This window comes from Paraburkholderia sediminicola (assembly GCF_046027825.1).
Lineage (GTDB): Bacteria > Pseudomonadota > Gammaproteobacteria > Burkholderiales > Burkholderiaceae > Paraburkholderia > Paraburkholderia sediminicola_D.
In genome coordinates this window covers 75,802-96,988 of the sequence record NZ_JAQQDU010000004.1, presented here as the reverse complement: position 1 = coordinate 96,988, position 21,187 = coordinate 75,802, and the positions used below count along the sequence as shown (strand labels likewise).

Annotated in this window: 18 protein-coding genes; 17 read left to right on the top strand and 1 reads right to left on the bottom strand. The window is 62.1% G+C overall.

Annotated features, from left to right (window positions below):
- Nucleotides 1–109: 109 nt before the first annotated feature.
- Nucleotides 110–1,360: a DUF1479 domain-containing protein gene (locus tag PQQ96_RS03535; protein WP_408288818.1), complete on the top strand. Its 1,251-nt coding sequence runs from the start codon at nucleotides 110–112 to the stop codon at nucleotides 1,358–1,360.
- Between the two features lie 29 nt (nucleotides 1,361–1,389).
- Here PQQ96_RS03535 and PQQ96_RS03530 read toward each other — a convergent pair whose 3' ends face one another.
- On the bottom strand, nucleotides 1,390–2,907 hold the full coding sequence (locus PQQ96_RS03530; protein WP_408288816.1) for a Fic family protein: 1,518 nt from the start codon (nucleotides 2,905–2,907) through the stop codon (nucleotides 1,390–1,392).
- A 500-nt stretch (nucleotides 2,908–3,407) separates the two neighbouring features.
- Between PQQ96_RS03530 and leuC the strand changes: the two genes are divergently transcribed.
- The 16 genes from leuC to purF all read left to right on the top strand — a co-directional run bounded on the left by leuC (nucleotide 3,408) and on the right by purF (nucleotide 21,178).
- Nucleotides 3,408–4,817: a 3-isopropylmalate dehydratase large subunit gene (gene leuC, locus PQQ96_RS03525; protein ID WP_408288813.1), complete on the top strand. Its 1,410-nt coding sequence runs from the start codon at nucleotides 3,408–3,410 to the stop codon at nucleotides 4,815–4,817.
- A 5-nt stretch (nucleotides 4,818–4,822) separates the two neighbouring features.
- Nucleotides 4,823–4,978: an entericidin A/B family lipoprotein gene (locus PQQ96_RS03520; protein ID WP_120306156.1), complete on the top strand. Its 156-nt coding sequence runs from the start codon at nucleotides 4,823–4,825 to the stop codon at nucleotides 4,976–4,978.
- Nucleotides 4,979–5,067: 89 nt separating this feature from the next.
- The gene (gene leuD / locus PQQ96_RS03515) at nucleotides 5,068–5,721 is read left to right on the top strand and encodes a 3-isopropylmalate dehydratase small subunit (protein ID WP_408288809.1); all 654 of its coding nucleotides are present in this window, start codon (nucleotides 5,068–5,070) and stop codon (nucleotides 5,719–5,721) included.
- A gap of 77 nt (nucleotides 5,722–5,798) precedes the next feature.
- Nucleotides 5,799–6,866 (top strand): 3-isopropylmalate dehydrogenase, encoded by a 1,068-nt coding sequence (gene leuB / locus PQQ96_RS03510; RefSeq protein WP_074289025.1) that lies wholly within the window; start codon nucleotides 5,799–5,801, stop codon nucleotides 6,864–6,866.
- Nucleotides 6,867–7,227: 361 nt separating this feature from the next.
- Nucleotides 7,228–8,349: an aspartate-semialdehyde dehydrogenase gene (asd, locus tag PQQ96_RS03505; RefSeq protein ID WP_408288806.1), complete on the top strand. Its 1,122-nt coding sequence runs from the start codon at nucleotides 7,228–7,230 to the stop codon at nucleotides 8,347–8,349.
- A gap of 169 nt (nucleotides 8,350–8,518) precedes the next feature.
- The gene (locus PQQ96_RS03500) at nucleotides 8,519–11,086 is read left to right on the top strand and encodes a FimV/HubP family polar landmark protein (RefSeq protein WP_408289009.1); all 2,568 of its coding nucleotides are present in this window, start codon (nucleotides 8,519–8,521) and stop codon (nucleotides 11,084–11,086) included.
- Nucleotides 11,083–11,895 (top strand): tRNA pseudouridine(38-40) synthase TruA, encoded by an 813-nt coding sequence (gene truA / locus PQQ96_RS03495; protein WP_408288803.1) that lies wholly within the window; start codon nucleotides 11,083–11,085, stop codon nucleotides 11,893–11,895. Before PQQ96_RS03500 ends, truA begins: the two co-directional genes overlap by 4 nt.
- The gene (locus PQQ96_RS03490) at nucleotides 11,892–12,605 is read left to right on the top strand and encodes a phosphoribosylanthranilate isomerase (protein ID WP_408288800.1); all 714 of its coding nucleotides are present in this window, start codon (nucleotides 11,892–11,894) and stop codon (nucleotides 12,603–12,605) included. Before truA ends, PQQ96_RS03490 begins: the two co-directional genes overlap by 4 nt.
- 60 nt (nucleotides 12,606–12,665) lie before the next feature.
- On the top strand, nucleotides 12,666–13,859 hold the full coding sequence (trpB, locus tag PQQ96_RS03485) for a tryptophan synthase subunit beta (RefSeq protein WP_408288797.1): 1,194 nt from the start codon (nucleotides 12,666–12,668) through the stop codon (nucleotides 13,857–13,859).
- An 11-nt stretch (nucleotides 13,860–13,870) separates the two neighbouring features.
- Nucleotides 13,871–14,788, top strand: coding sequence for a DNA-methyltransferase (locus PQQ96_RS03480; RefSeq protein WP_408288794.1), 918 nt, complete (start codon nucleotides 13,871–13,873; stop codon nucleotides 14,786–14,788).
- 33 nt (nucleotides 14,789–14,821) lie between these two features.
- Nucleotides 14,822–15,634 (top strand): tryptophan synthase subunit alpha, encoded by an 813-nt coding sequence (trpA, locus tag PQQ96_RS03475; protein ID WP_408288791.1) that lies wholly within the window; start codon nucleotides 14,822–14,824, stop codon nucleotides 15,632–15,634.
- An 80-nt stretch (nucleotides 15,635–15,714) separates the two neighbouring features.
- Entirely contained in the window at nucleotides 15,715–16,587 is an 873-nt protein-coding gene (accD, locus tag PQQ96_RS03470; protein ID WP_035561032.1) for an acetyl-CoA carboxylase, carboxyltransferase subunit beta, read from the top strand.
- Between the two features lie 153 nt (nucleotides 16,588–16,740).
- On the top strand, nucleotides 16,741–18,051 hold the full coding sequence (gene folC / locus PQQ96_RS03465) for a bifunctional tetrahydrofolate synthase/dihydrofolate synthase (RefSeq protein WP_408288787.1): 1,311 nt from the start codon (nucleotides 16,741–16,743) through the stop codon (nucleotides 18,049–18,051).
- 29 nt (nucleotides 18,052–18,080) lie between these two features.
- On the top strand, nucleotides 18,081–18,992 hold the full coding sequence (locus PQQ96_RS03460; RefSeq protein WP_408288784.1) for an SPOR domain-containing protein: 912 nt from the start codon (nucleotides 18,081–18,083) through the stop codon (nucleotides 18,990–18,992).
- A gap of 7 nt (nucleotides 18,993–18,999) precedes the next feature.
- A complete protein-coding gene (locus PQQ96_RS03455) occupies nucleotides 19,000–19,494 on the top strand; it encodes a CvpA family protein (RefSeq protein WP_408288781.1) in 495 nt (164 codons plus the stop codon).
- Between the two features lie 136 nt (nucleotides 19,495–19,630).
- Nucleotides 19,631–21,178: an amidophosphoribosyltransferase gene (gene purF / locus PQQ96_RS03450; protein WP_074290132.1), complete on the top strand. Its 1,548-nt coding sequence runs from the start codon at nucleotides 19,631–19,633 to the stop codon at nucleotides 21,176–21,178.
- Nucleotides 21,179–21,187: the final 9 nt, after the last annotated feature.

The following is a 21,187-nucleotide window of genomic DNA, read 5'->3' as shown; positions in this document are numbered from 1 at the left end:
TGTCAGAATTGTATCGATAATTGGCCGAACAGGATGCATGCCGCATGCCAAAGGTCCCTAATCTGGATGCACTGGAGCCCCACACAAAACCGATGCAAGGAGACAAGCTATGCCGCTCGTGATCGACAATCTTCCCGAGGCGATTCGCAACACGAAACGCGCGCTGCGCGCCGCGTTACCGAACTATGCGCAAGTGTTCAGCGAGGTCGAAGGGGCGATCCGGCAGCAGGTCGACGCCATCCGCAGTGACCGTGAGCAGGGGCGCGAAGCCATTCCCGTGTTCGACTACTCGACTATCGTGTCCGGCGACGTCGACCCCGCCACGATTGCCCAGATCAAGACGCGCGGCGCATGCGTGGTGCGTGGGGTTTTCGATCGTCAGCAAGCCAGCGACTGGAATGATGAAATCGCGCAATACGTCGAGCGCAACAATCTGGACGATAAGCTTGCGCGCCGTGCGGAGGATAAGTACTTCGGCAATCTCTCGTCGAGCAAGCCGCAGATCTACGGCGTGTACTGGTCGAAGCCGCAAACGGCGGCAAGGCAGTCCGAACAACTGACAAAGACGCGCGTGTTCCTCAATCGTTTGTGGACGTCGGAGAGTGAAGGGAAGCAGCACTTCGATCCGGAGCGCGTGCCGGTCTACGCGGATCGTATCCGTCGCCGTCCGCCCGGCTCAGAATCGCTGGGTTTGTCACCGCACGTCGACGGCGGATCGGTCGAGCGCTGGCTCGATCCGAATTTCCGTCAGGTGTACCGGCACGTGCTGTCGGGCAACTGGCGCGCGTACGATCCGTTCGACGCCGCTTTTCGCCCCGATGTACAGGAGATCCCGTCGCCCGCCGTATGCTCGATGTTCCGCACCTTCCAGGGCTGGACCGGGCTGACGCCGCAAGGACCCGGCGACGGCACGCTGCAACTGATCCCAATCGCCAATGCGATGGCCTACGTCGTTCTTCGTGCGCTGCAGGAAGATGTTCCCGATGACGAACTCTGTGGTGCACGACCGGGCCGCGCACTGTCGATCCAACCCGCCTGGCATAGCCTGTTGCTGGAAGCGGTCACGCCGATTCCACACATGCAGGCGGGCGACGCCGTGTTCTGGCACAGCGACGTCGTGCATTCAGTGGAAGACACGCACCGTGGCAGCGGTTATAGCAACGTGATGTACATCTCATCGGCGCCATGGTGCGCAAAAAACGAGGCGTATCTGAAGCGCCAACTGCCGAGTTTCCTGCGCGGCGAAAGCCCGCCGGATTTTCCGGCGGATCACTTCGAAACAGACTTCATCGGTCGCGCACAGGAAGGTGACCTCACGCCGCTGGGACGTACACAACTGGGGTTCGATCTGGAACGGTAGTTGATGGACGAGGAGTCGCACGCCTCGGACTATTTGTTGTCTTGTGTCGGGCCCGGTTCTTCTTTCGACGCCGTCTCTTCGTCCAACGCGGCTCTGGCTTCAAATTCGATCGCATCGAAAATCGCTTCCGGGACGAGGCCGGCAAACTGTTTCCTGCGATGGTTAGACACCTTGCCGCCGTTGTCGAGGCACATCATAACGAGCGTCGATAGCGTGCTGCCGCGTACGTCATAGCGCTCATTTACCGCGCGCAGAACTTTGTCATACCGTTGGAGAAAGAGCGTTTCCTGACGGAGTTCAACTTCCAGTGCGAGGTCAGCCATTTGAGCTATGAACTCGACTGCGGGAGTTGCATCCCAGAACTGATAAATGGATACGTCGCCTTGAAACTTGAGGTCATATTTCATCTCATCTAGCCAGCGGACTTGCCAACGTTCCCGAACTGGTTTCGAGAAGTCTTGCAGTGCCTCAAGATAGGCCTGTTCTTGCCGTTTCATGGCAATCGACACCGGCAAAAGCAATCCGTGCTCGAGCTTGCCCGATGAGCAGAGCGCGTGATGAATAAGGAAGCGTGAGAGTCGGCCGTTGCCGTCCATGAACGGGTGCAGGAATACGAAGCCGAACGAGATGATGCTTGCCGCGATAATTGGGTCGATTGCGGTAGGCGCGGTGTTTGCAAATGCCAGCCATTCGTCCATCAGATCTGCCAGCATGTCCGGCGGTGGGGGCACGTAAGTTACGCCGGCGGCCCCTCTGAGGCCGCTTTGCAGATGGTTTTGCTCAGCGCGGTATGCCGCGGCTTGATCCAGTGGATTTGTTACGCAGATGTTCTGCAACTCGACGAGATATTCTTCGCTCAACGGATGACGTTCATGTGCTTGCCGCAGAAGCTTGACGAAGCGCTGTTCCTTGTCTTCCGATGGCGCTTCTTTTTCGATGGCGAACGAGTCTTGAGTCTCGTGAAGATAAGCCCAATTGAGCGCTCGATCCTGCATTTCTGCCGGTAGCGATGCCATGAAATTGCGAGCGCGAGTTAGGACGTCCGAGCTCAGGAGCCAGGCAATGGATGGTGTGCGCGACACCGTCGCGCAATAACGCATTGAGCCAAGGCCATTGAAGTCGACGCGCCAGCGTGCATTGCGCACCGACGGGCCGGTGTAGTACTGAGCCGGGTCGAATAGCGGAACGGCAGCGCCGCCGACGGTCGGCGCGCCCTCAAGCTCCTGGCCAGTGAAAGTCTCCCAAAGAAAGGCTGCTTTGCGTATATAGGCGCCGTTCGGGGCACGGCGCAATTCTGTGAGTAGATCCTCGGCGCTGATGGTTGGGAGCGTTTGGGCAAGAACGGGGAGGTTGGTACCCTCGTGCTTCAAAGCAAACAGGACGTGGTCAAGGTAGGCCCCATCTGCGGGCGCCATGTTTTTGGGAACCGACAGGCAATCGTTGATATTCGTCACACGTGTGACTGGCTTCACAAGGGCTGGGCGCTTGAGTTCGAGCGCGCTCAGATTCAATTGCTGGCGCAAGTACTCGTAACCGACGGCTTTCATGGATGCCCCGAGAAAATTGTCTCAACGGTGCAGTTTACAAATATTTTTTATACCGTCGCAGATTTTTTTACAAAACGCCCTTTGTTTGCGGATTTCTTTACGAGTTGTCCCGGCCGCCGTTAGGTCCGCCTTCGGAAAATTTGTCGTTCGATCCCGTTTCGGCAGTTTTTTTATCGGGCAGCTGGTTTTTTTTGCTGCATTGCGTCTTCCTTGCAGATTTTTTTAGCGATTGTAGTTCCACTTCTGGACGCTCAAAAGACGTCGCGAATACAACGAGTTGGCGATAAAGACCGACCGGTGTTTCCGCCGACTGGCCAGGTTTTCATTCCCGCCATCGCCACGCAATCCCATGCCGGGTAACACCCATACAGGTATCGTCACTACCACCCAACTCCCTGTTTTTTATCGGTTTTCTCCCTAACTCATGGGCCCAAAGCGGGGTTCTGCGTGGCATAATCGACCGACACAGTCAGCCCGCAGTCACTACTACCCCGCATACCATGGCACAGACTCTCTACGACAAATTGTGGAACACGCACGTGGTCCACACGGAAGAAGACGGCACGACGATTCTCTATATCGACCGTCACCTGCTGCACGAAGTCACCAGCCCTCAGGCGTTCGAAGGCCTGAAGCTGGCTGAGCGTCCGGTGTGGCGTATCAGCGCGAATCTGGCGGTGTCGGACCACAACGTCCCCACCACGGACCGCAGCCACGGCATCGCCGATCCTGTCTCGAAGCTGCAGGTCGATACGCTCGACAGCAACTGCGACGCCTACGGCATCACGCAGTTCAAGATGAACGATCTGCGTCAGGGCATCGTGCACATCATCGGGCCGGAACAGGGCGCTACGCTGCCGGGCATGACAATCGTCTGCGGCGACTCGCACACGTCCACGCACGGCGCGTTCGGTGCGCTGGCGCACGGTATCGGCACGTCGGAAGTCGAGCACGTGCTTGCTACGCAAACGCTCTTGCAGAAGAAGAGCAAGAACATGCTGGTGAAGGTCGAGGGCCCGTTGCCGCGTGGCTGTACCGCGAAAGACATCGTGCTCGCGATCATCGGCAAGATCGGCACGGCAGGCGGCACCGGCTACGCCATCGAATTCGGCGGTTCGACGATTCGCGCGCTGTCCATGGAAGGCCGCATGACGGTGTGCAACATGGCGATCGAAGCAGGCGCGCGCGCCGGCATGGTCGCCGTGGACGACACCACCGTCGACTACCTGAAGGGCCGTCCCTTCTCGCCGGAAGGCGTTGAGTGGGATCACGCGGTCGAGTACTGGAAGCAGTTCAAGACAGACGACGGCGCGCAATTCGATCGCGTGGTCGAGCTGAACGCTGCTGAAATCGTGCCGCAAGTCACGTGGGGTACGTCGCCGGAAATGGTCACGGCAATCGATGGTCGCGTGCCGGATCCGGAACGCGAAAAGGACCCGGTCAAGCGCGACGCGATGGAACGCGCGCTGAAGTACATGGCGCTCGAACCGAATGCGCCGATCGAATCCATCAAGCCGGATAAAATCTTCATCGGGTCGTGCACCAACGCGCGCATTGAAGACATTCGTGCCGCGGCTTACGTCGTGAAAAAGCTCGGCCGCCGCGTCGCGCCGAACATCCGTCTGGCCATGGTCGTGCCGGGTTCGGGTCTGGTGAAGGCGCAAGCGGAACGCGAAGGGCTGGATAAGGTCTTCACGGATGCCGGTTTCGAATGGCGTGAGCCCGGTTGCTCGATGTGTCTCGCGATGAACGCCGACCGGTTGGATCCGGGCGAGCGTTGCGCATCCACGTCGAATCGTAATTTCGAAGGTCGTCAGGGCGCCGGTGGCCGTACCCACCTCGTGAGCCCCGCGATGGCTGCCGCTGCGGCTATCGAAGGGCATTTCGTCGATATTCGCAAGCTTGGATAAATCGCATGATGAAGAACATGAATCGCAGCACTCTATTGCGCCGTTTCGCACTCGGTACGCTGGCCGGGCTATTGCTCGGTCTGGCCGGCTGCAACACGGTGCACGGATTCGGCGAGGACATGTCACACCTCGGCAATTCGATTAGCAACCACGCTAATTAATGAGCGGTTTTTGATTTTTGCCGGCGGTGCGCCGGGCGGCTTTCCGGCCGCAACGCGCATCGCCCGGTCTTGAAACGGGCGCAAGCGTCATGGATAAATTCATCGTACACACCGGCGTCGTGGCGCCACTCGATCGCGAAAACGTTGACACGGACGCGATCATTCCGAAGCAATTCCTGAAGTCGATCAAGCGCACGGGATTCGGTCCGAACGCGTTCGACGAATGGCGTTACCTCGACCACGGCGAACCCGGCCAGGACAACTCGAAGCGTCCGCTGAATCCGGATTTCGTGCTGAACCAGCCGCGTTATCAGGGTGCATCGGTGCTGTTGGCGCGTAAGAACTTCGGTTGCGGCAGCTCGCGTGAGCACGCACCGTGGGCGCTGCAGCAATACGGCTTCCGCGCGATCATCGCGCCGAGCTTCGCCGATATTTTCTACAACAACTGCTTCAAGAACGGCCTGTTGCCGATCGTGCTGACCGAACAGCAAGTCGACCACCTGTTCAACGAAACGTACGCGTTCAATGGCTTCCAGTTGACCATCGACCTGGACGCGCAAGTCGTACGCACAACGGATGGCGACGCCGCGTATCCGTTCGAAGTCGCGGGCTTCCGCAAGTACTGCCTGCTGAATGGCTTCGACGATATCGGCCTTACGCTGCGTCACGCGGACAAGATTCGCCAGTTCGAAGCCGAGCGGATCACGAAGCAGCCGTGGCTGAATCACCGCATCGTTGGTTAAAGGCTTACAGGCCTTAGAGCCCTATGGCTCGCTGATTCACGCTCAATAGTTTCCAAGAAAATCATCAAGGAATTCGCATGAAGATCGCAGTCTTGCCGGGCGACGGCATCGGTCCCGAAATCGTCAAGGAGGCCGTGAAGGTCCTGAACGTACTCGGCGAAAAGTTCGAACTCGAAGAAGCGCCGGTTGGCGGCGCGGGTTACGAAGCGAAGGGTCATCCGCTGCCCGATTCGACGCTGGCGCTGGCGAAAGAAGCCGACGCGATCCTGTTCGGCGCCGTCGGCGACTGGAAGTACGACTCGCTCGAACGCGCGCTGCGCCCGGAGCAGGCCATTCTCGGTCTGCGCAAGCACCTGCAATTGTTCGCGAACTTCCGTCCGGCGATCTGCTATCCGCAACTGACGGGCGCTTCGTCGCTGAAGGAAGAGATCGTTTCGGGTCTCGACATCCTGATCGTGCGCGAACTGAACGGCGACATTTACTTCGGCGCGCCGCGCGGCGTGCGTTCTTCGCCGGATGGGCTGTTCGAAGGCGCGAAAGAAGGCTTCGACACAATGCGTTATTCGGAACCCGAAGTGCGCCGCATCGCGCACGTCGCGTTCCAGGCGGCGCAAAAGCGTCAGAAGAAACTGACGAGCGTGGACAAGGCGAATGTGCTCGAAACGTCGCAGTTCTGGCGTGACGTGATGATCGACGTGTCGAAGGAATACGCGGACGTCGAGCTGTCGCACATGTACGTGGACAACGCGGCGATGCAGTTGGTGAAGGCGCCGAAGGCGTTCGACGTGGTGGTCACCGGCAACATGTTCGGCGACATTCTCTCCGACGAAGCCGCCATGCTGACGGGCTCGATCGGCATGCTGCCGTCGGCCTCGCTCGACAAGAACAACAAGGGCTTGTACGAGCCGTCGCATGGCTCCGCACCGGATATCGCAGGTAAAGGTGTGGCGAATCCGCTGGCAACGATCCTGTCGGCCGCGATGATGCTGCGCTATTCGCTGAACAAGGCGGAACAGGCGGATCGCATCGAAACTGCCGTGAAGAAGGTGCTGGAACAGGGCTTCCGCACTGGCGACATTCTGACGCCGGGCTGCAAGCAGGTGGGCACCGTGGCGATGGGCGACGCAGTCGTCGCCGCGCTGTAAGGCGCTTCGGAGCTGGAAGTAGTACAGACGGAAGTTAGGTCGTCAAACGGCCTTTAAGACGCGAATTGGCCTCGAAACAGGCCGATTCGCGCGTAATGCGGACGATCGCGGCAGACAATCAGGTCGCCAGATTCCGGTTTTCGTGTATATTGTAGCGATGGCGCACACAGCTCAAATCTCCCTGATTTCGAAACTCCACGGCAAAACTGCCCGTGCGGTTGAGCTCGCCATTACCACCACCAAAACGATTACCCCGAAAACGATCACGAAACGCTGATCGTCCGTCGTGCCCGCTCATCTTCCCCGCGCGGTCACTGCGGGCAAAGATGCGGGGAAGTTTCCATTCGAAGGGTATGAAGTCATGAACGTAGGTCTCGTAGGTTGGCGCGGTATGGTCGGTAGCGTCCTGATGCAACGTATGCAACAGGAAGGCGATTTCGACTTGATCGAACCGGTGTTTTTCAGCACCAGCAACGCGGGCGGCAACGCGCCGTCGTTCGCCAAAAACGAGACCAAGCTCAAAGATGCGACAAGCATCGAAGACCTGAAGAAGTGCGAAGCGATCATCTCCTGCCAGGGCGGCGATTACACGAATGAAGTGTTCCCGAAGCTGCGCGCAGCGGGCTGGAACGGCTACTGGATCGACGCGGCTTCGTCGCTGCGCATGAAAGATGACGCGGTCATCATTCTCGATCCGGTCAACCTCGACGTGATCAAGAACGCGCTGGTCAAGGGTCAGAAGAATTTCATCGGCGGCAACTGCACGGTCAGCCTGATGCTGATGGCGCTGGGCGGCCTGTTCCGCGAAAACCTCGTCGACTGGATGACGGCCATGACGTATCAGGCTGCTTCGGGCGCGGGTGCGCAAAACATGCGCGAACTGCTGCAGCAAATGGGCACGCTGTACGGTGCGGCCAAGGAAGACCTGGCTGATCCGTCGTCGGCGATTCTCGACATCGACCGCCGCGTGCTGGGCGCAATGAACAGCGACCGCATGCCGACCGACAACTTTGGCGTGCCGCTCGCCGGCTCGCTGATTCCGTGGATCGACAAGGATCTCGGCAACGGCATGTCGAAGGAAGAGTGGAAGGGCGGCGCGGAAACCAACAAGATCCTCGGCAAGCCGGCTATGGGCACGCCGGGTTCGATCCCGGTTGACGGCCTCTGCGTGCGGATCGGCGCCATGCGCTGCCACTCGCAGGCGCTGACCATCAAGCTGAACAAGGACGTGCCGCTGGACGAAGTGAACAGCATCCTCGCGTCGGGTAACGACTGGGTCAAGGTTGTGCCGAACGAACGCGAAGCGTCCATGCGCGATCTGTCCCCGGCTGTGGTCACGGGTACCCTGACGGTGCCGGTCGGCCGTGTGCGCAAACTGGCGATGGGCGGCGAATATCTGTCGGCCTTCACGGTCGGCGATCAACTGCTGTGGGGCGCGGCCGAACCGCTGCGTCGCATGCTTCGCATTGTGCTCGACAAGTAAAGTAAACTACGCGCTCACGACGCGTAGAAAACTCAAGAAGCGTCGCGCTTGCGCGGCGCTTTTTTCATTGTGTGCTCCGATTATCTTGTCTCTTTCCAACCGCAAAAAAGGGCTGCGCGCTGACGCGCCAGGGGTCCCGATGAACCTTCGACTCTCTTCCCTTCGGGCTATGTTTATGCATCAAGGTACGGGCCGGCTGACGGCCGCAGCCGCTTTGGCGTTCGCGCTGGCTGGCGCCGGTGTGGGTAGCGCGGTGGCCGCGCCCGGCGACGCCGCAAGCGCGCCGGAGGGCGCTTCCGTTTCTTACGCCGCTGGGAGTCAATATACGGTTCGGCCCGGGCAGTCGTTGAACGACGTGGCGATTGCCGTCACGCAGTCGCGCGACAAGGGAACGCTCGCACGCGCTTCGCGGGCGCTGTTCGATGCGAATCCGAATGCCTTCATGAATCATGACCCGAGCCGGATGCGCGTAGGCGCGCTGTTGACGGTCCCGGCGCTGGATGCGTCTGGTGCTGCGGCGGCTTCTGCGCCGGTTGCGGGGACGGCGTCGGCCGCACCATCGGCCGCTACGGCTGCGCCGGCTTCCGCGCCGAACGCGGCGGCGGTGGGTGCGGCGGTTGGTGCCGCGAGCGGCGTGGCGCAGGTCAATGCGGCCGCAGCCAGCGCGGCAAGCGCCGCGGCTCGCGCTGCTGCGCCGGCCACGCCCGCGGTTTCGGGGGCGGCCAGTTCGACGGCAGAAGCAAGCTCGGCGACATCGGGTAGTACGACAGTGACTGGCGCGGTCTCGGCGGCGCCCGTCGCGGGTTCGCAGGCTGCAGGTGCGTTGCCGGCCAGCGGCGCGCATGTCTGGTCGGGAGCGATCCAGCCCTCGGCTAGCGAGGCTGCTGAGGGTGCGTCGGCGGCGATTACCGCACAGCCGGCATCGCAACCGCGTGCGCAGGTGTCCAGCTTGCAGCAATTGCTTGCGCTGAAAAATCGCGTGCTGATGGAGTTGCAGAAGCACGGCATCGGCGGTTCGCCGGCCGCGACGGGCACAGCCTCGACGAACGGCGCGCAGCCTTCGGTGGGCGCTTCGCCTGCGGCGGCCGTTGCTAGTCATGGCGGCGCTCCGATTTCCACGTCGAACGACGTCGGCATCTCGCAGACGAATTTGAGCATAGCGGCGGCGATTGGCGCGGCGTTGGTCGCGCTGCTGGCGGCCTGGCGTCTGCGTCGGCGTAAGCGCGCGGGTGTTGCCGCGGCTGAAGGCTCGCTGGCGGCGGACGCAGCGGCGGCCTCGGCGCGCGCGGCTGGGTCAGCGGATGTCGTGTCGACGCGCGATGCGTCGGATGCGAGCGACGACGTGGCGGCGGGGCATGCGGCGTCGGCACTGGCGGCTGAGCGTGAGAGCGCAGAACGTGATGCGGCGGCGCGGGAAACGGCGGAGCGCGTGGCAGCGGAGCGCGAAGCGGAAATTCGCGAAGCGGCAGCACGGGAAGCGGCGGCGCGTGAGGCAGCAGAGACAGAACGTGCAGCAACCGAACGCGCGGAGGTAGAACAAGCTGCAGCAGAGCACGAAGCCGCTGCTCACCAACCGCACCACACGGGCTTGCCCGCAGAAGAAGACCCCAGCACCTCCCAGCACGTGCAGCAGGAAAGCCACCCGGCGCCTGCCTCCGTCGAACCTGCGCAGCCAAGCCCGGACCTCGTGCCGACGGCCGAAAGCGGTTTCACATCCGAACCGCTTCCCGCAGCCCATCACGAAAACCTCGACGGTGCGACCACCGCCGCGAGCCTTGCAGCTGCTGCGGAACTCGGGGCTGAAGCCTTGCCGCTGGCATCGCTTGAACCGGTCAGCGAGACTTTCCAGCAAGAGGTGCCTCCGCACCGCCTGCAATGGGACGACGAACCGGTATCGAGCCCGCCGGTGGCAGAGCCGACGAATGAGCCGCTTGCCGAGCCGCAGCGCCATCTCGACACCCCGTCGCCGGTCCTCGATTTCGCGCAGCAGCAGGCCGAGCCGCACACGACTTCGCCGTTCGGTCAGCCGCACAACGACACGTCGGCGCATCCGGTGCCCGAGACATCCGTGCCGGCCGAGCCCACGACCCAACAGGACGCGGCCCACGTCGAACCGGCGTCTCAGCCGTCTGATGAGCCGCAATCGCAGTCGCATCAGCAAGTCGAAACCGGCACGCCCGCTGGCGCACCGAATGTCGAACCGGAACCCGTCGCGCCAATTCAGCCCGTGCTGACCGCTCCGACCGAGTTCCCACGCGACGCCGTCGATGCATTCAGCAGTCTGGACATGCCCTTGCCGCCGCGTCTCGAATTGACCGACGCAGCCGTGAGCGCGCCCGCATCGCTGTCGACACAGCCGGTTGCATCCCCAGAAACCACAGCGCAGCAAGCCATTGCGCCGTACGATCCGGATGACGCACCGCACATCGCCGATCAAATTTCCGCCGGCACTGCGGGCCATGCAGCCGTCGCAGGCTTGGGCGCGGCGGGCTTCGGCGCGCTGAAGCTCGATTTCGACCTCGAGTTGCCGCCGAGTCCGGCTCAGCCATTGCCCGCGTTCACGCCGGCCGATCTCAGCCGCATCGCGCGCAACAAGCTCGATCTGGCCACCGAATATATCGACCTCGGCGACCTGTCCGGCGCGCGCGCACTCATCAACGAAGTGATTGAAGCGAACGATCCGGCCACGCGTACTGACGCCCGCGCGCTGCTCTCGACGCTCGCTCCGTTGTCGTGAAGCGTATTGCACTAGGCGTCCAGTACGACGGCTCGGCATTCTGCGGCTGGCAGTCGCAGCCGCACGGCAAGACCGTGCAGGACGAGCTCGAACGGGCATTGCGCGAGTTCGCGCAAACGCCCGTGCAAACCGTGGTGGCGGGCCGCACGGATACGGGTGTGCACGGCCTCGGCCAGGTCGTGCACTTCGACACTGAACTCGATCGCACAGATTTTTCGTGGATTCGCGGCACCAACGCCTTCCTGCCGAAGACAATCGCCGTGCAGTGGGCCAAGCCCATGCCCGACGCGTTCCACGCGCGGTTTTCGGCGTTCGAGCGGACCTATTACTACGTCCTGTACGTTCACCCGTTTCGCTCGCCGATGCAGGCGACGCGGGCCGGCTGGGTGCACACGCCGGTCGACGTCGATGCCATGCGGACCGCCGCCGCCCATCTGATCGGCGAACACGATTTTTCGGCGTTCCGTTCGTCGCAATGCCAGGCTAAAACACCGGTCAAGCATCTGTATCAGATCGACATGCGGCAACAGGGTGACTTCGTTCATTTCCGCTTTCGGGCGAACGCGTTTCTGCACCATATGGTGCGCAACCTGATGGGCTGTCTCGTCGATATTGGGCGGGGACGCCATCCGGCTGACTGGATGGCCGAAGTGCTCGCCAGCCGCGATCGCGACTGCGCCGCGCCCACCTTCATGCCTGACGGCCTGTACCTGGCGCAGGTGGGCTATCCTGAGCAATTCGCCGTGCCCGCGCCGCAGATAGGCAGCGTACCGTGGAGCAACCTATGGACCGAGCAAGCGCAAACATGAAATCAACTGAAAATCCGGCGGCCGAAGCAAACGCCGGCGCGCAACAGCATGCCGCGCCGCATCGCACGCGTATCAAGCTGTGCGGCCTGTCGAAGCCGGAGGACGTGTCTCACGCGATCGACCTCGGCGCCGACGCGATCGGCCTCGTGTTCTATCCGCCGAGCCCGCGGTCGGTGAGCGTCGCGCAGGCTGTCGAGCTGGTGCATGACGTGCCCCCGTTCGTGTCGGTCGTCGGTTTGTTCGTCAATGCGACGCAGGACTGGATTCGCGAAGTCGTCAGCAATGTCGGGCTCACGCTGCTGCAGTTCCATGGCGACGAGACCCCGGAGCAGTGCGAATCGCTCGCTGGCATTGCGGGTTTGCCTTGGTTGCGCGCGTTGCGAGTCGCGGCGGATACTCAACCGGCTGATTTGGTAAAATCAGCACTTAACTATTCAGCAGCCAGCAGCCTTCTGTTCGACACCCATGTCGAAGGCTATGGCGGCGGCGGGAAGGTTTTCGATTGGTCACTTATTCCAGCAGAGCTCGCGCGTCGGGCCGTTTTGAGTGGTGGGTTGAACGCGCAAAACGTCAGTGATGCGATCCATCGCGTGCGCCCGTACGCGGTCGATGTCTCGAGCGGCATCGAAGTGCCGGGCGCCAGGGGCGTGAAAGATCACGCCCGGATGGCGGCGTTCGTACGCGCGGTGCGCGCAGCGGACGCTGAATGATTCAGGCGGCGCGGTTGTCTCATAGGAAAGCCGCGCGCCACACTGAGAAGAGTGATCACCATGTATAACTTGCCTGACGAAAGAGGCCATTTCGGCCAATATGGCGGCGTGTTCGTCGCTGAAACGCTGGTTCACGCGCTCGACGAGCTGCGTGCCGCGTATGAGAAATATCAGAAAGACCCGGAATTCGTCGCTGAATACGAGCGCGAACTGAAGTATTTCGTGGGTCGTCCGTCCCCGATTTATCACGCACAGCGCTGGAGCGAAATGCTCGGCGGCGCGCAGGTCTTCCTCAAGCGTGAAGACCTGAACCACACCGGCGCGCACAAGATCAATAACGTGATCGGCCAGGCGCTGCTCGCAAAGCGCATGGGCAAGCCCCGCGTGATCGCGGAAACCGGCGCGGGCCAGCACGGCGTGGCGACCGCGACCATCGCGGCGCGCTTCGGCATGGAATGCGTGGTCTACATGGGCGAGGAAGACGTGCGCCGCCAGGCGGCCAACGTCTACCGGATGAAGCTGCTCGGCGCGACCGTCGTGCCGGTGGCGTCCGGCTCCCGCACGCTGAAGGACGCGCTCAATGAAGCGATGCGCGACTGGGTGACCAACGTCGAAAACACCTTCTACATTATCGGTACGGTGGCCGGGCCGCATCCGTATCCGATGATGGTGCGCGATTTCCAGCGCGTGATCGGCGACGAGTGTAAGGTCCAGATGCCCGAACTGGTCGGCCGCCAGCCCGACGCCGTGATTGCGTGCGTTGGCGGCGGTTCTAATGCGATGGGTATCTTTTACCCGTACATTGACGACGCTTCGGTGCAACTGATCGGCGTCGAGCCGGCGGGCGATGGGATCGAAACGGGCCGGCACGCAGCCTCGCTGATCGCCGGCACGCCGGGTGTGCTGCACGGTAACCGCACGTATCTCCTGCAAGACGAGAACGGTCAGATCATCGAAACCCATTCGATCTCGGCCGGTCTGGACTATCCGGGCGTCGGCCCCGAGCACGCGTGGCTTAAAGACAGCAAGCGCGCGCAATATGTCAGCATCACCGACGAAGAAGCGCTCAAGGCGTTCCACGATTGCTGTCGCATCGAAGGCATTATTCCGGCGCTCGAGTCCAGCCATGCGCTGGCGTACGCCGCGAAGCTCGCGCCGACGCTGCCGAAGGACAAGGTCCTTCTGGTCAATCTGTCGGGCCGCGGCGACAAGGACATGCATACGGTCGCTGAGCGATCGGGCATTCAGTTCTGAGCGCCGCGACGATGCGCGACGAGTTCGACGAGCCGCAACCGGCGCTTGAAACCACCCCGGTCACCGAAGTCGTGGTGGCCGAGGCGCCTGCACCCCTGTTACCGCAGGTGCCCGCCGGCATCCGGCTGTTGAACCGCGATTTTCTGACCGATGTGGCGAACATCCCCGACGGGTCGATCGACCTGATCCTTTGCGATCCGCCTTATGGGCTCGGCAAGGATTATGGCAACGACTCCGACATGCGCTCCGGCGAGGATTTCCTCGCCTGGACGCGTGGCTGGCTCGAGCTGGCTATTCCGAAGCTCAAGCCGTCGGGTTCGCTGTATATCTTCTGCACGTGGCAGTACGCGCCGGAAATCTTCAGCTTCCTGAAGACAAAACTCACGATGATCAACGAAATCATCTGGGACCGGCGCGTGCCGAGCATGGGTGGAACGGTGCGCCGTTTTACCTCGGTGCACGACAACATCGGCTTTTTCGCGGTGTCGAAAGATTATTTTTTCGATCTCGATCCCGTCCGCATCCCGTACGATGCCGTCACGAAGAAGGCGCGTTCGCGGAAATTGTTCGAAGGCAGTAAGTGGCTGGAGCTTGGCTATAATCCGAAAGACGTCTGGTCGGTATCGCGACTGCATCGGCAACACGCCGAACGCGTCGATCATCCGACCCAGAAGCCTCTGGAAATCGTCGAGCGGATGGTGCTGGCAAGTTGTCCGAAGGGCGGGCGCGTACTCGACCCGTTCATGGGCAGCGGCACCACCGCAGTCGCTTGCGCCCGGCAGCAGCGCGAATTCGTCGGCTATGAGATCAATGAAAGTTACTGCGCAATAGCGCGCGAACGCGTTAGCGCGGCCGCGTCGGCGCCCCCTGTCTCTCGTAAAGCCCGCAAGGTTGCGGCCAAAACCGAGCGGCAAACCGAGGCGCAATAAGCGCGCAGTAGCCCAAAAATCCGAGAATATTCCATGTCCCGTATCAAGAACACGTTTGCCGCGTTGTCCGCCCAGGGTAAGAAGGGCCTGATTCCGTTCATGACGGCCGGCGACCCGGATCCGGCGCGCACGGTCGAGTTCATGCACGCGCTCGCCGCCGGCGGCGCCGATGTGATCGAACTCGGCGTGCCGTTTTCCGATCCGATGGCCGACGGCCCGGTGATCCAGCAGTCGTCCGAACGCGCGTTGGCGCATGGTGTGTCGCTGCGTCACGTGCTGGCCGATGTGAAGCGCTTCCGCGAAACCGACGACAAGACGCCGGTGGTGCTGATGGGCTACGCCAATCCGATCGAACGCATGGGCACCGAAGCGTTCGCCAAGGCGGCGAAGGAAGCTGGCGTAGACGGCGTGCTGGTTGTCGACTACCCGCCTGAAGAGTGCGTTATCTTCGCTGAACAGATGCGATCTGCCGGCATCGATCCGATCTTTTTGCTTGCGCCCACCTCCACGGACGAGCGTATCGCAGAAGTCGGCAAAATCGCCAGCGGTTATGTTTATTATGTGTCGTTGAAAGGCGTGACCGGCGCGGCAAATCTGGACGTTTCCAGCATCGCGAGTAAAATCCCGGCCATCAAGTCGCGCGTACCCCTGCCGGTGGGCGTCGGTTTTGGCATCCGTGATGCGCAAACGGCGCGTTCGGTGGCCGAAGTGTCCGATGCCGTCGTGATCGGCAGCCGTATCGTGCAGTTGCTCGAACAAGCGGCTCCCGAAACCGCCGCCGAGTCGCTCAAGCACTTCATCGCTGAAGTGCGCGAGGCGATCGATAGCGTCGCGACTGCCCGATAACAGTTATTTTTGTCGTCTGTAGTGTGAACGGCGGGTTCGTCCCGCCGTTTGCGCCACCGTTGACCCCAGAAGGATTCAATATGAGCTGGCTCGATAAGCTGCTGCCGCCGAAAATCAAACAAACCGACCCGAAGAACCGCAAGGGGATTCCGGAAGGCCTGTGGATCAAGTGCCCGTCGTGCGAAGCCGTGCTGTACCGCAATGACGTCGAGGCCAATCTGCACGTTTGCCCGAAGTGCGACCATCACATGCGCATCGGCGCGCGTGAGCGGCTCGACGGCCTGCTCGACCCGGAAGGCCGCTACGAAATCGGCCAGGAAATCGTCCCGGTCGACGCGCTCAAGTTCAAAGACAGCCGCAAGTACCCGGATCGCCTGAAAGAGGCGATGGACGACACCGACGAAACCGACGCGATGGTCGTGATGGGCGGTGCCATCCACACGCTGCCGGTGGTGGTCGCATGTTTCGAGTTCTCGTTCATGGGTGGGTCGATGGGTTCGGTGGTCGGCGAGCGTTTCGCGCGCGGCGCGCAGAACGCGCTCGAACAGAAAGTGCCGTTTATCTGCTTCACCGCTTCGGGCGGCGCGCGGATGCAGGAAAGCTTGCTTTCGCTGATGCAGATGGCGAAGACCACGGCCATGCTCACCAGGCTCGCTGAAGCCAAGCTGCCGTTCATTTCCGTGCTGACCGACCCGACCATGGGCGGCGTGTCGGCGAGTTTTGCGTTCCTCGGCGACGTGGTGATCGCCGAGCCGAAGGCGCTGATCGGCTTTGCCGGCCCGCGCGTGATCGAACAGACCGTGCGTGAAAAGCTGCCGGAAGGCTTCCAGCGCGCCGAGTTCCTGCTGACGAAGGGCGCGGTCGATATGATCGTCGACCGTCGCAAGCTGCGTGAAGAAATCGCGCAATTGATGGCGCTGTTGAGCCATCAGCCGGCGGACGCGGTGGCGTAAGCCTTCGCATCCATGCCGCGGCGCGCCCTGTCAGGTGCGGCCGTCGTCAGAAAAGCAGTCAAAAAATAGCGCGCCGCGAGAGTCATCAAGCGGCGCGCTGTCATTTCCGGGATAATCACGATCTCGCAACGCAGCACAGCTCAGATTCACTCGATGACCACATTCCCCACCCTCGACGCGTGGCTCACGCACCTTGAATCCGCGCATCCTGTCGGCATCGACATGGGATTGGGCCGTATCACCCAGGTACGTGACGCGATGCAGTTGTCGTTCGCGTGCCCGATCATCACGGTCGGCGGCACGAACGGCAAGGGGTCGACCTGTGCGATCCTCGAATCGATTCTGCTGCGCGCGGGCTTCAGGGTGGGCTGCCATACGTCGCCGCACCTGCTGTCGTTCAATGAGCGGGCGCGCGTGAACGGCGAAATGGCGAGCGACGCAGATCTGCTGCCGCATTTCGAAGCCGTCGAAGCCGCACGCCTGAGCCTCGCCGAACCGGTTACGCTGACCTACTTCGAATTCACGACGCTGGCGATCATGAGTCTGTTCGCCTCGCGCGGATTGGACGCGGTGATTTTCGAAGTCGGCCTTGGCGGCCGCCTCGACGCGGTCAACATCCTCGATACGGACTGCGCGATCATCACCAGCATCGATATTGATCACACGGATTATCTCGGCGACACGCGCGAGAAAATCGCTTTCGAAAAAGCCGGCATTTTCCGGCCGGGTAAGCCGGCGATCTGCGCCGATCCGGTGGCGCCGCAAACTTTGATCGATCACGCCGAAAAGATCGGCGCCGAATTGTGGTTGTTCGGCCGCGACTTCCGTTATGAAGGCCAGGCGGGCAGCGAGCGCCAGCAATGGAGCTACGTGGGCCCGACGATGCGCCGTTCCTCGCTCGCCTATCCGGCGTTGCGCGGGGCGAATCAGTTGATCAACACGTCGGCGGCCCTCGCGGGTCTTGAAGCGCTGCGCGACCGGCTCCCGGTCTCGGCGCAGGACATCCGCCTGGGCCTCGCCAACGTCGAACTGCCGGGGCGCTTCCAGGTGCTGCCCGGCAAGCCGGCCATCGTGCTCGACGTGGGGCACAACCCGCACGCAGCCGCGGTGCTGACGCAAAATCTCGGCAATATGGGCTTTTTCCCGTACACCTATGCCGTGTTCGGCGCGATGCGCGACAAGGACATTGCCGGCGTGCTGGCCCATCTGAAGGGCGAAATCGATCATTGGTGCGTGACCGATCTGCCGACCCCGCGTGCGGCTTCGGCGGCAGAACTCGAGGCGGCCTTGCGCGAGCAGGGCGTGGATGATAGCAACGATAGCAGCGTGACGCGCTACGCATCCCCGGCAGAGGCATTCCAAGACGCGCTAAAACGAGCGTCAGAGAATGATAGAATCGTGGTTTTCGGCAGTTTCTATACGGTAGCAGGCGTGATGGCCTACCGTAAATCGCAGCAACACTGAACGGGCGCCAGGCTCGAACCAAGCGATTCATGGGAATTTTCTCGTTCGGCAAGAAAGACGACGCACCTACCCGGCGCGGCGCAAACACCAGTTCCACCCGGGCCGCCCGTGGCGAGCGCGTGGAGCGGCGAACCCGCCGCACGGAGCGCACCGTGGATGCAGATGCGATGCTGCTCGACCCTACGTTGCCTGAAAAGCAGCGTGCGCGGCGCAGACTCGTCGGCGCGATCGCGCTGGTTGTCGCCGCGGTCGTGATCCTGCCGATGGTGCTGGACTCGCACCCGAAGCCCGTTACTGACGACATTTCCATCGATATTCCGAGCCGCCCCGCGCCGAAGGTCGCCAAGACCGACGAAGACACGCAGGCTGGCGTAGCACCGGATAACCCAGTGCCTGACGCGGCACTTGCCGCTTCCGGCCTTGCGCCGACAGCGGCAGCCACGCAAGGCCAGTCCGGCGCCGCCAATCAGCAGAGCGCGGCGACCAGCGCAGCACCCGCAGCCAAGCCGGCCGCGAAACCGCAAGCGCCCGCCGCCGTCGCCGCCAATCCGGCAGCGCCTGTCGCGCAAGCGCCCGCCAAACCGGCCAAAGCACCCGCCACGCAAAGCGCGGCGAATGTTCCGGCGCCGAGCGACGACAGTGCGAATACGGCCGCCGCAAGCGCGGACGCCAATTCCGGCACGCCGGCGTCGCCCCCGGGCAGCCGTTTCGCCGTCCAGTTGGGCGCATTTGCGAACGATGCCAGCGCGCGTAATTGGGCCGCCAAGTTGAAAGCGGCCGGTGTGCCCGCATATACCGAACATCGGAAACAGGCCGACGGCTCGACGCTCACGCTATTGCGCGCCGGTCCGTTCGCCGACCGTGCAGCGGCTACCGCCGCGATTGCGAAGGTTCGTGAGGCCGGCTTGACGTCGGGCGCGAACAGCGGCGCTGCACAGTAAGCGAGCGATGTTCACTGCCTTCGACTACGCTGTAATGGCGGTGATCGGTTTGTCGGCCTTGCGCGGCACGTGGCGCGGCTTTTTGTCTGAGATATTCGGGCTGATCGGCTGGATCGCGGCGTTTTTCATTGCTTGCCGCTTCGTGGGTTATGTCGTGCCGTTTATCCCCGCCACGTGGCCGGGCGGCGCGCTGACCCAGTGGCTTCTGGCATTCGCGCTCGTGGTGATTGGCGTGGTGCTGGTGGCAAGCGTGCTGAACGCGTTGCTGAGCCGCATTGTGCAGGCAACCGGCTTGAGCGGCGTGGACCGCTCGCTCGGTTTGATGTTCGGCCTCGTACGCGGGGTCATGCTGGTGCTGATTCTGGTCGCCCTTGCTGGCTTGACCGAACTGCCCCAACAGGAATTCTGGCGCAACGCCTTGCTCCGGCCCTATGCGGTCGAGGGCGTGCACGTAATGAAACCGCTGCTTCCCGAGACGCTCGCTGCCTACGTCCGCGTGTGACGATCAGGTGAACGGTTAAGGGACCGCAGCAGGACTCCGGCGCAATCCGGTTGCCTGTATGCACCGTCGCGTACCCTCGCGCGGCATCGCAGGCACCGGCCGCCGTTACGAATTTCGTACCTTTGAAGGACATGCCATGTGCGGCATCGTAGGCGTAGTTTCCCATTCTCCGGTCAATCAGCTGATCTATGACAGCCTGCTGCTGCTGCAGCACCGCGGTCAGGACGCCGCCGGCATCGCAACAGCGAACGGCAGCAACTTCCACATGCATAAGGCCAACGGCATGGTCCGCGACGTGTTCCGCACGCGCAACATGCGCAGCCTGCCCGGCACCACCGGTATCGGCCAGGTCCGTTACCCGACCGCCGGTTCTGCATCGAGCGAAGAAGAAGCCCAGCCGTTCTACGTGAACGCGCCGTTCGGCATCATCCTCGCGCACAACGGCAATCTGACCAACTGGCAGCAACTGAAAGATGAGATGTTCCGCATCGATCGCCGCCACATCAATACCAATTCCGACACCGAAGTGATGCTCAACGTGCTCGCGCACGAACTGCAGCTGTCCAGCTCGAGCCTGCAACTCGATCCGGCGGCGCTGTTCAAGGCGGTGTCGGGCGTGCATCGCCGGGTGCGGGGTTCGTACGCGATCGTGTCGCTGATTGCCGGCTACGGTTTGCTCGGTTTCCGCGACCCGTTCGGCATTCGTCCGCTGTGCCTCGGCAAGCAGGAAACGCCGGAAGGCGTCGAGTGGATCCTGGCGTCGGAATCCGTTGCGATCGAAGGGATTGGTTTCGAATTCGTGCGTGACATTGCGCCGGGCGAAGCCATTTTCATCGACCTCGAGGGCAATCTGCACTCGCAGCAATGCGCGACGAATCCGAGCCTGAACCCGTGCATTTTCGAACTCGTGTACCTCGCGCGTCCGGACTCTGTGCTCGACGGCGTGCCGGTCTACAACGTGCGTCTGCGCATGGGCGATTACCTCGCCGAGAAGATCAAGCGCGAATTGCCGGATGTTCCGATCGACGTCGTGATGCCGATTCCCGATTCGTCCCGCCCGGCTGCAATGCAGGTCGCGAAGAAGCTGGGTGTCGAATATCGCGAAGGCTTCTTCAAGAACCGCTATGTGGGCCGTACCTTCATCATGCCGGGCCAGGCGATGCGCAAGAAGTCGGTGCGCCAGAAGCTGAACGCCATGGGCATCGAGTTCAAGGGCAAGAACGTGCTGATCGTCGACGATTCGATCGTGCGCGGTACCACGTCGCACGAAATCGTGCAGATGGCACGCGACGCCGGCGCGAACAAGGTGATCTTTGCTTCGGCGGCGCCGCCGGTGAAGTACCCGAACGTCTACGGTATCGATATGCCCACGCGCGGCGAACTCGTCGCACATGGCCGTACGGACGATGAAGTCGCGCGCATGATCGGCGCGGACTACCTCGTTTATCAGGACGTAGACGCCCTGAAGCAGGCGGTGCGCGATATCAACCCGGCGCTGAAGGAATTCGAAGCATCGTGCTTCGACGGCAACTACGTGACCGGCGATGTGACCACCGAGTACCTCGACCGCATCGAAACCGCGCGTCTCGCACCGTCTTCGCAATCGGATCGCGATGCCGCGAGCGAAGCGGCCGACGGCGGCCCGGCGCGCTCGCAACTGCATCTGCAGTTGTCGGTAGGTTGAGTGATCCCG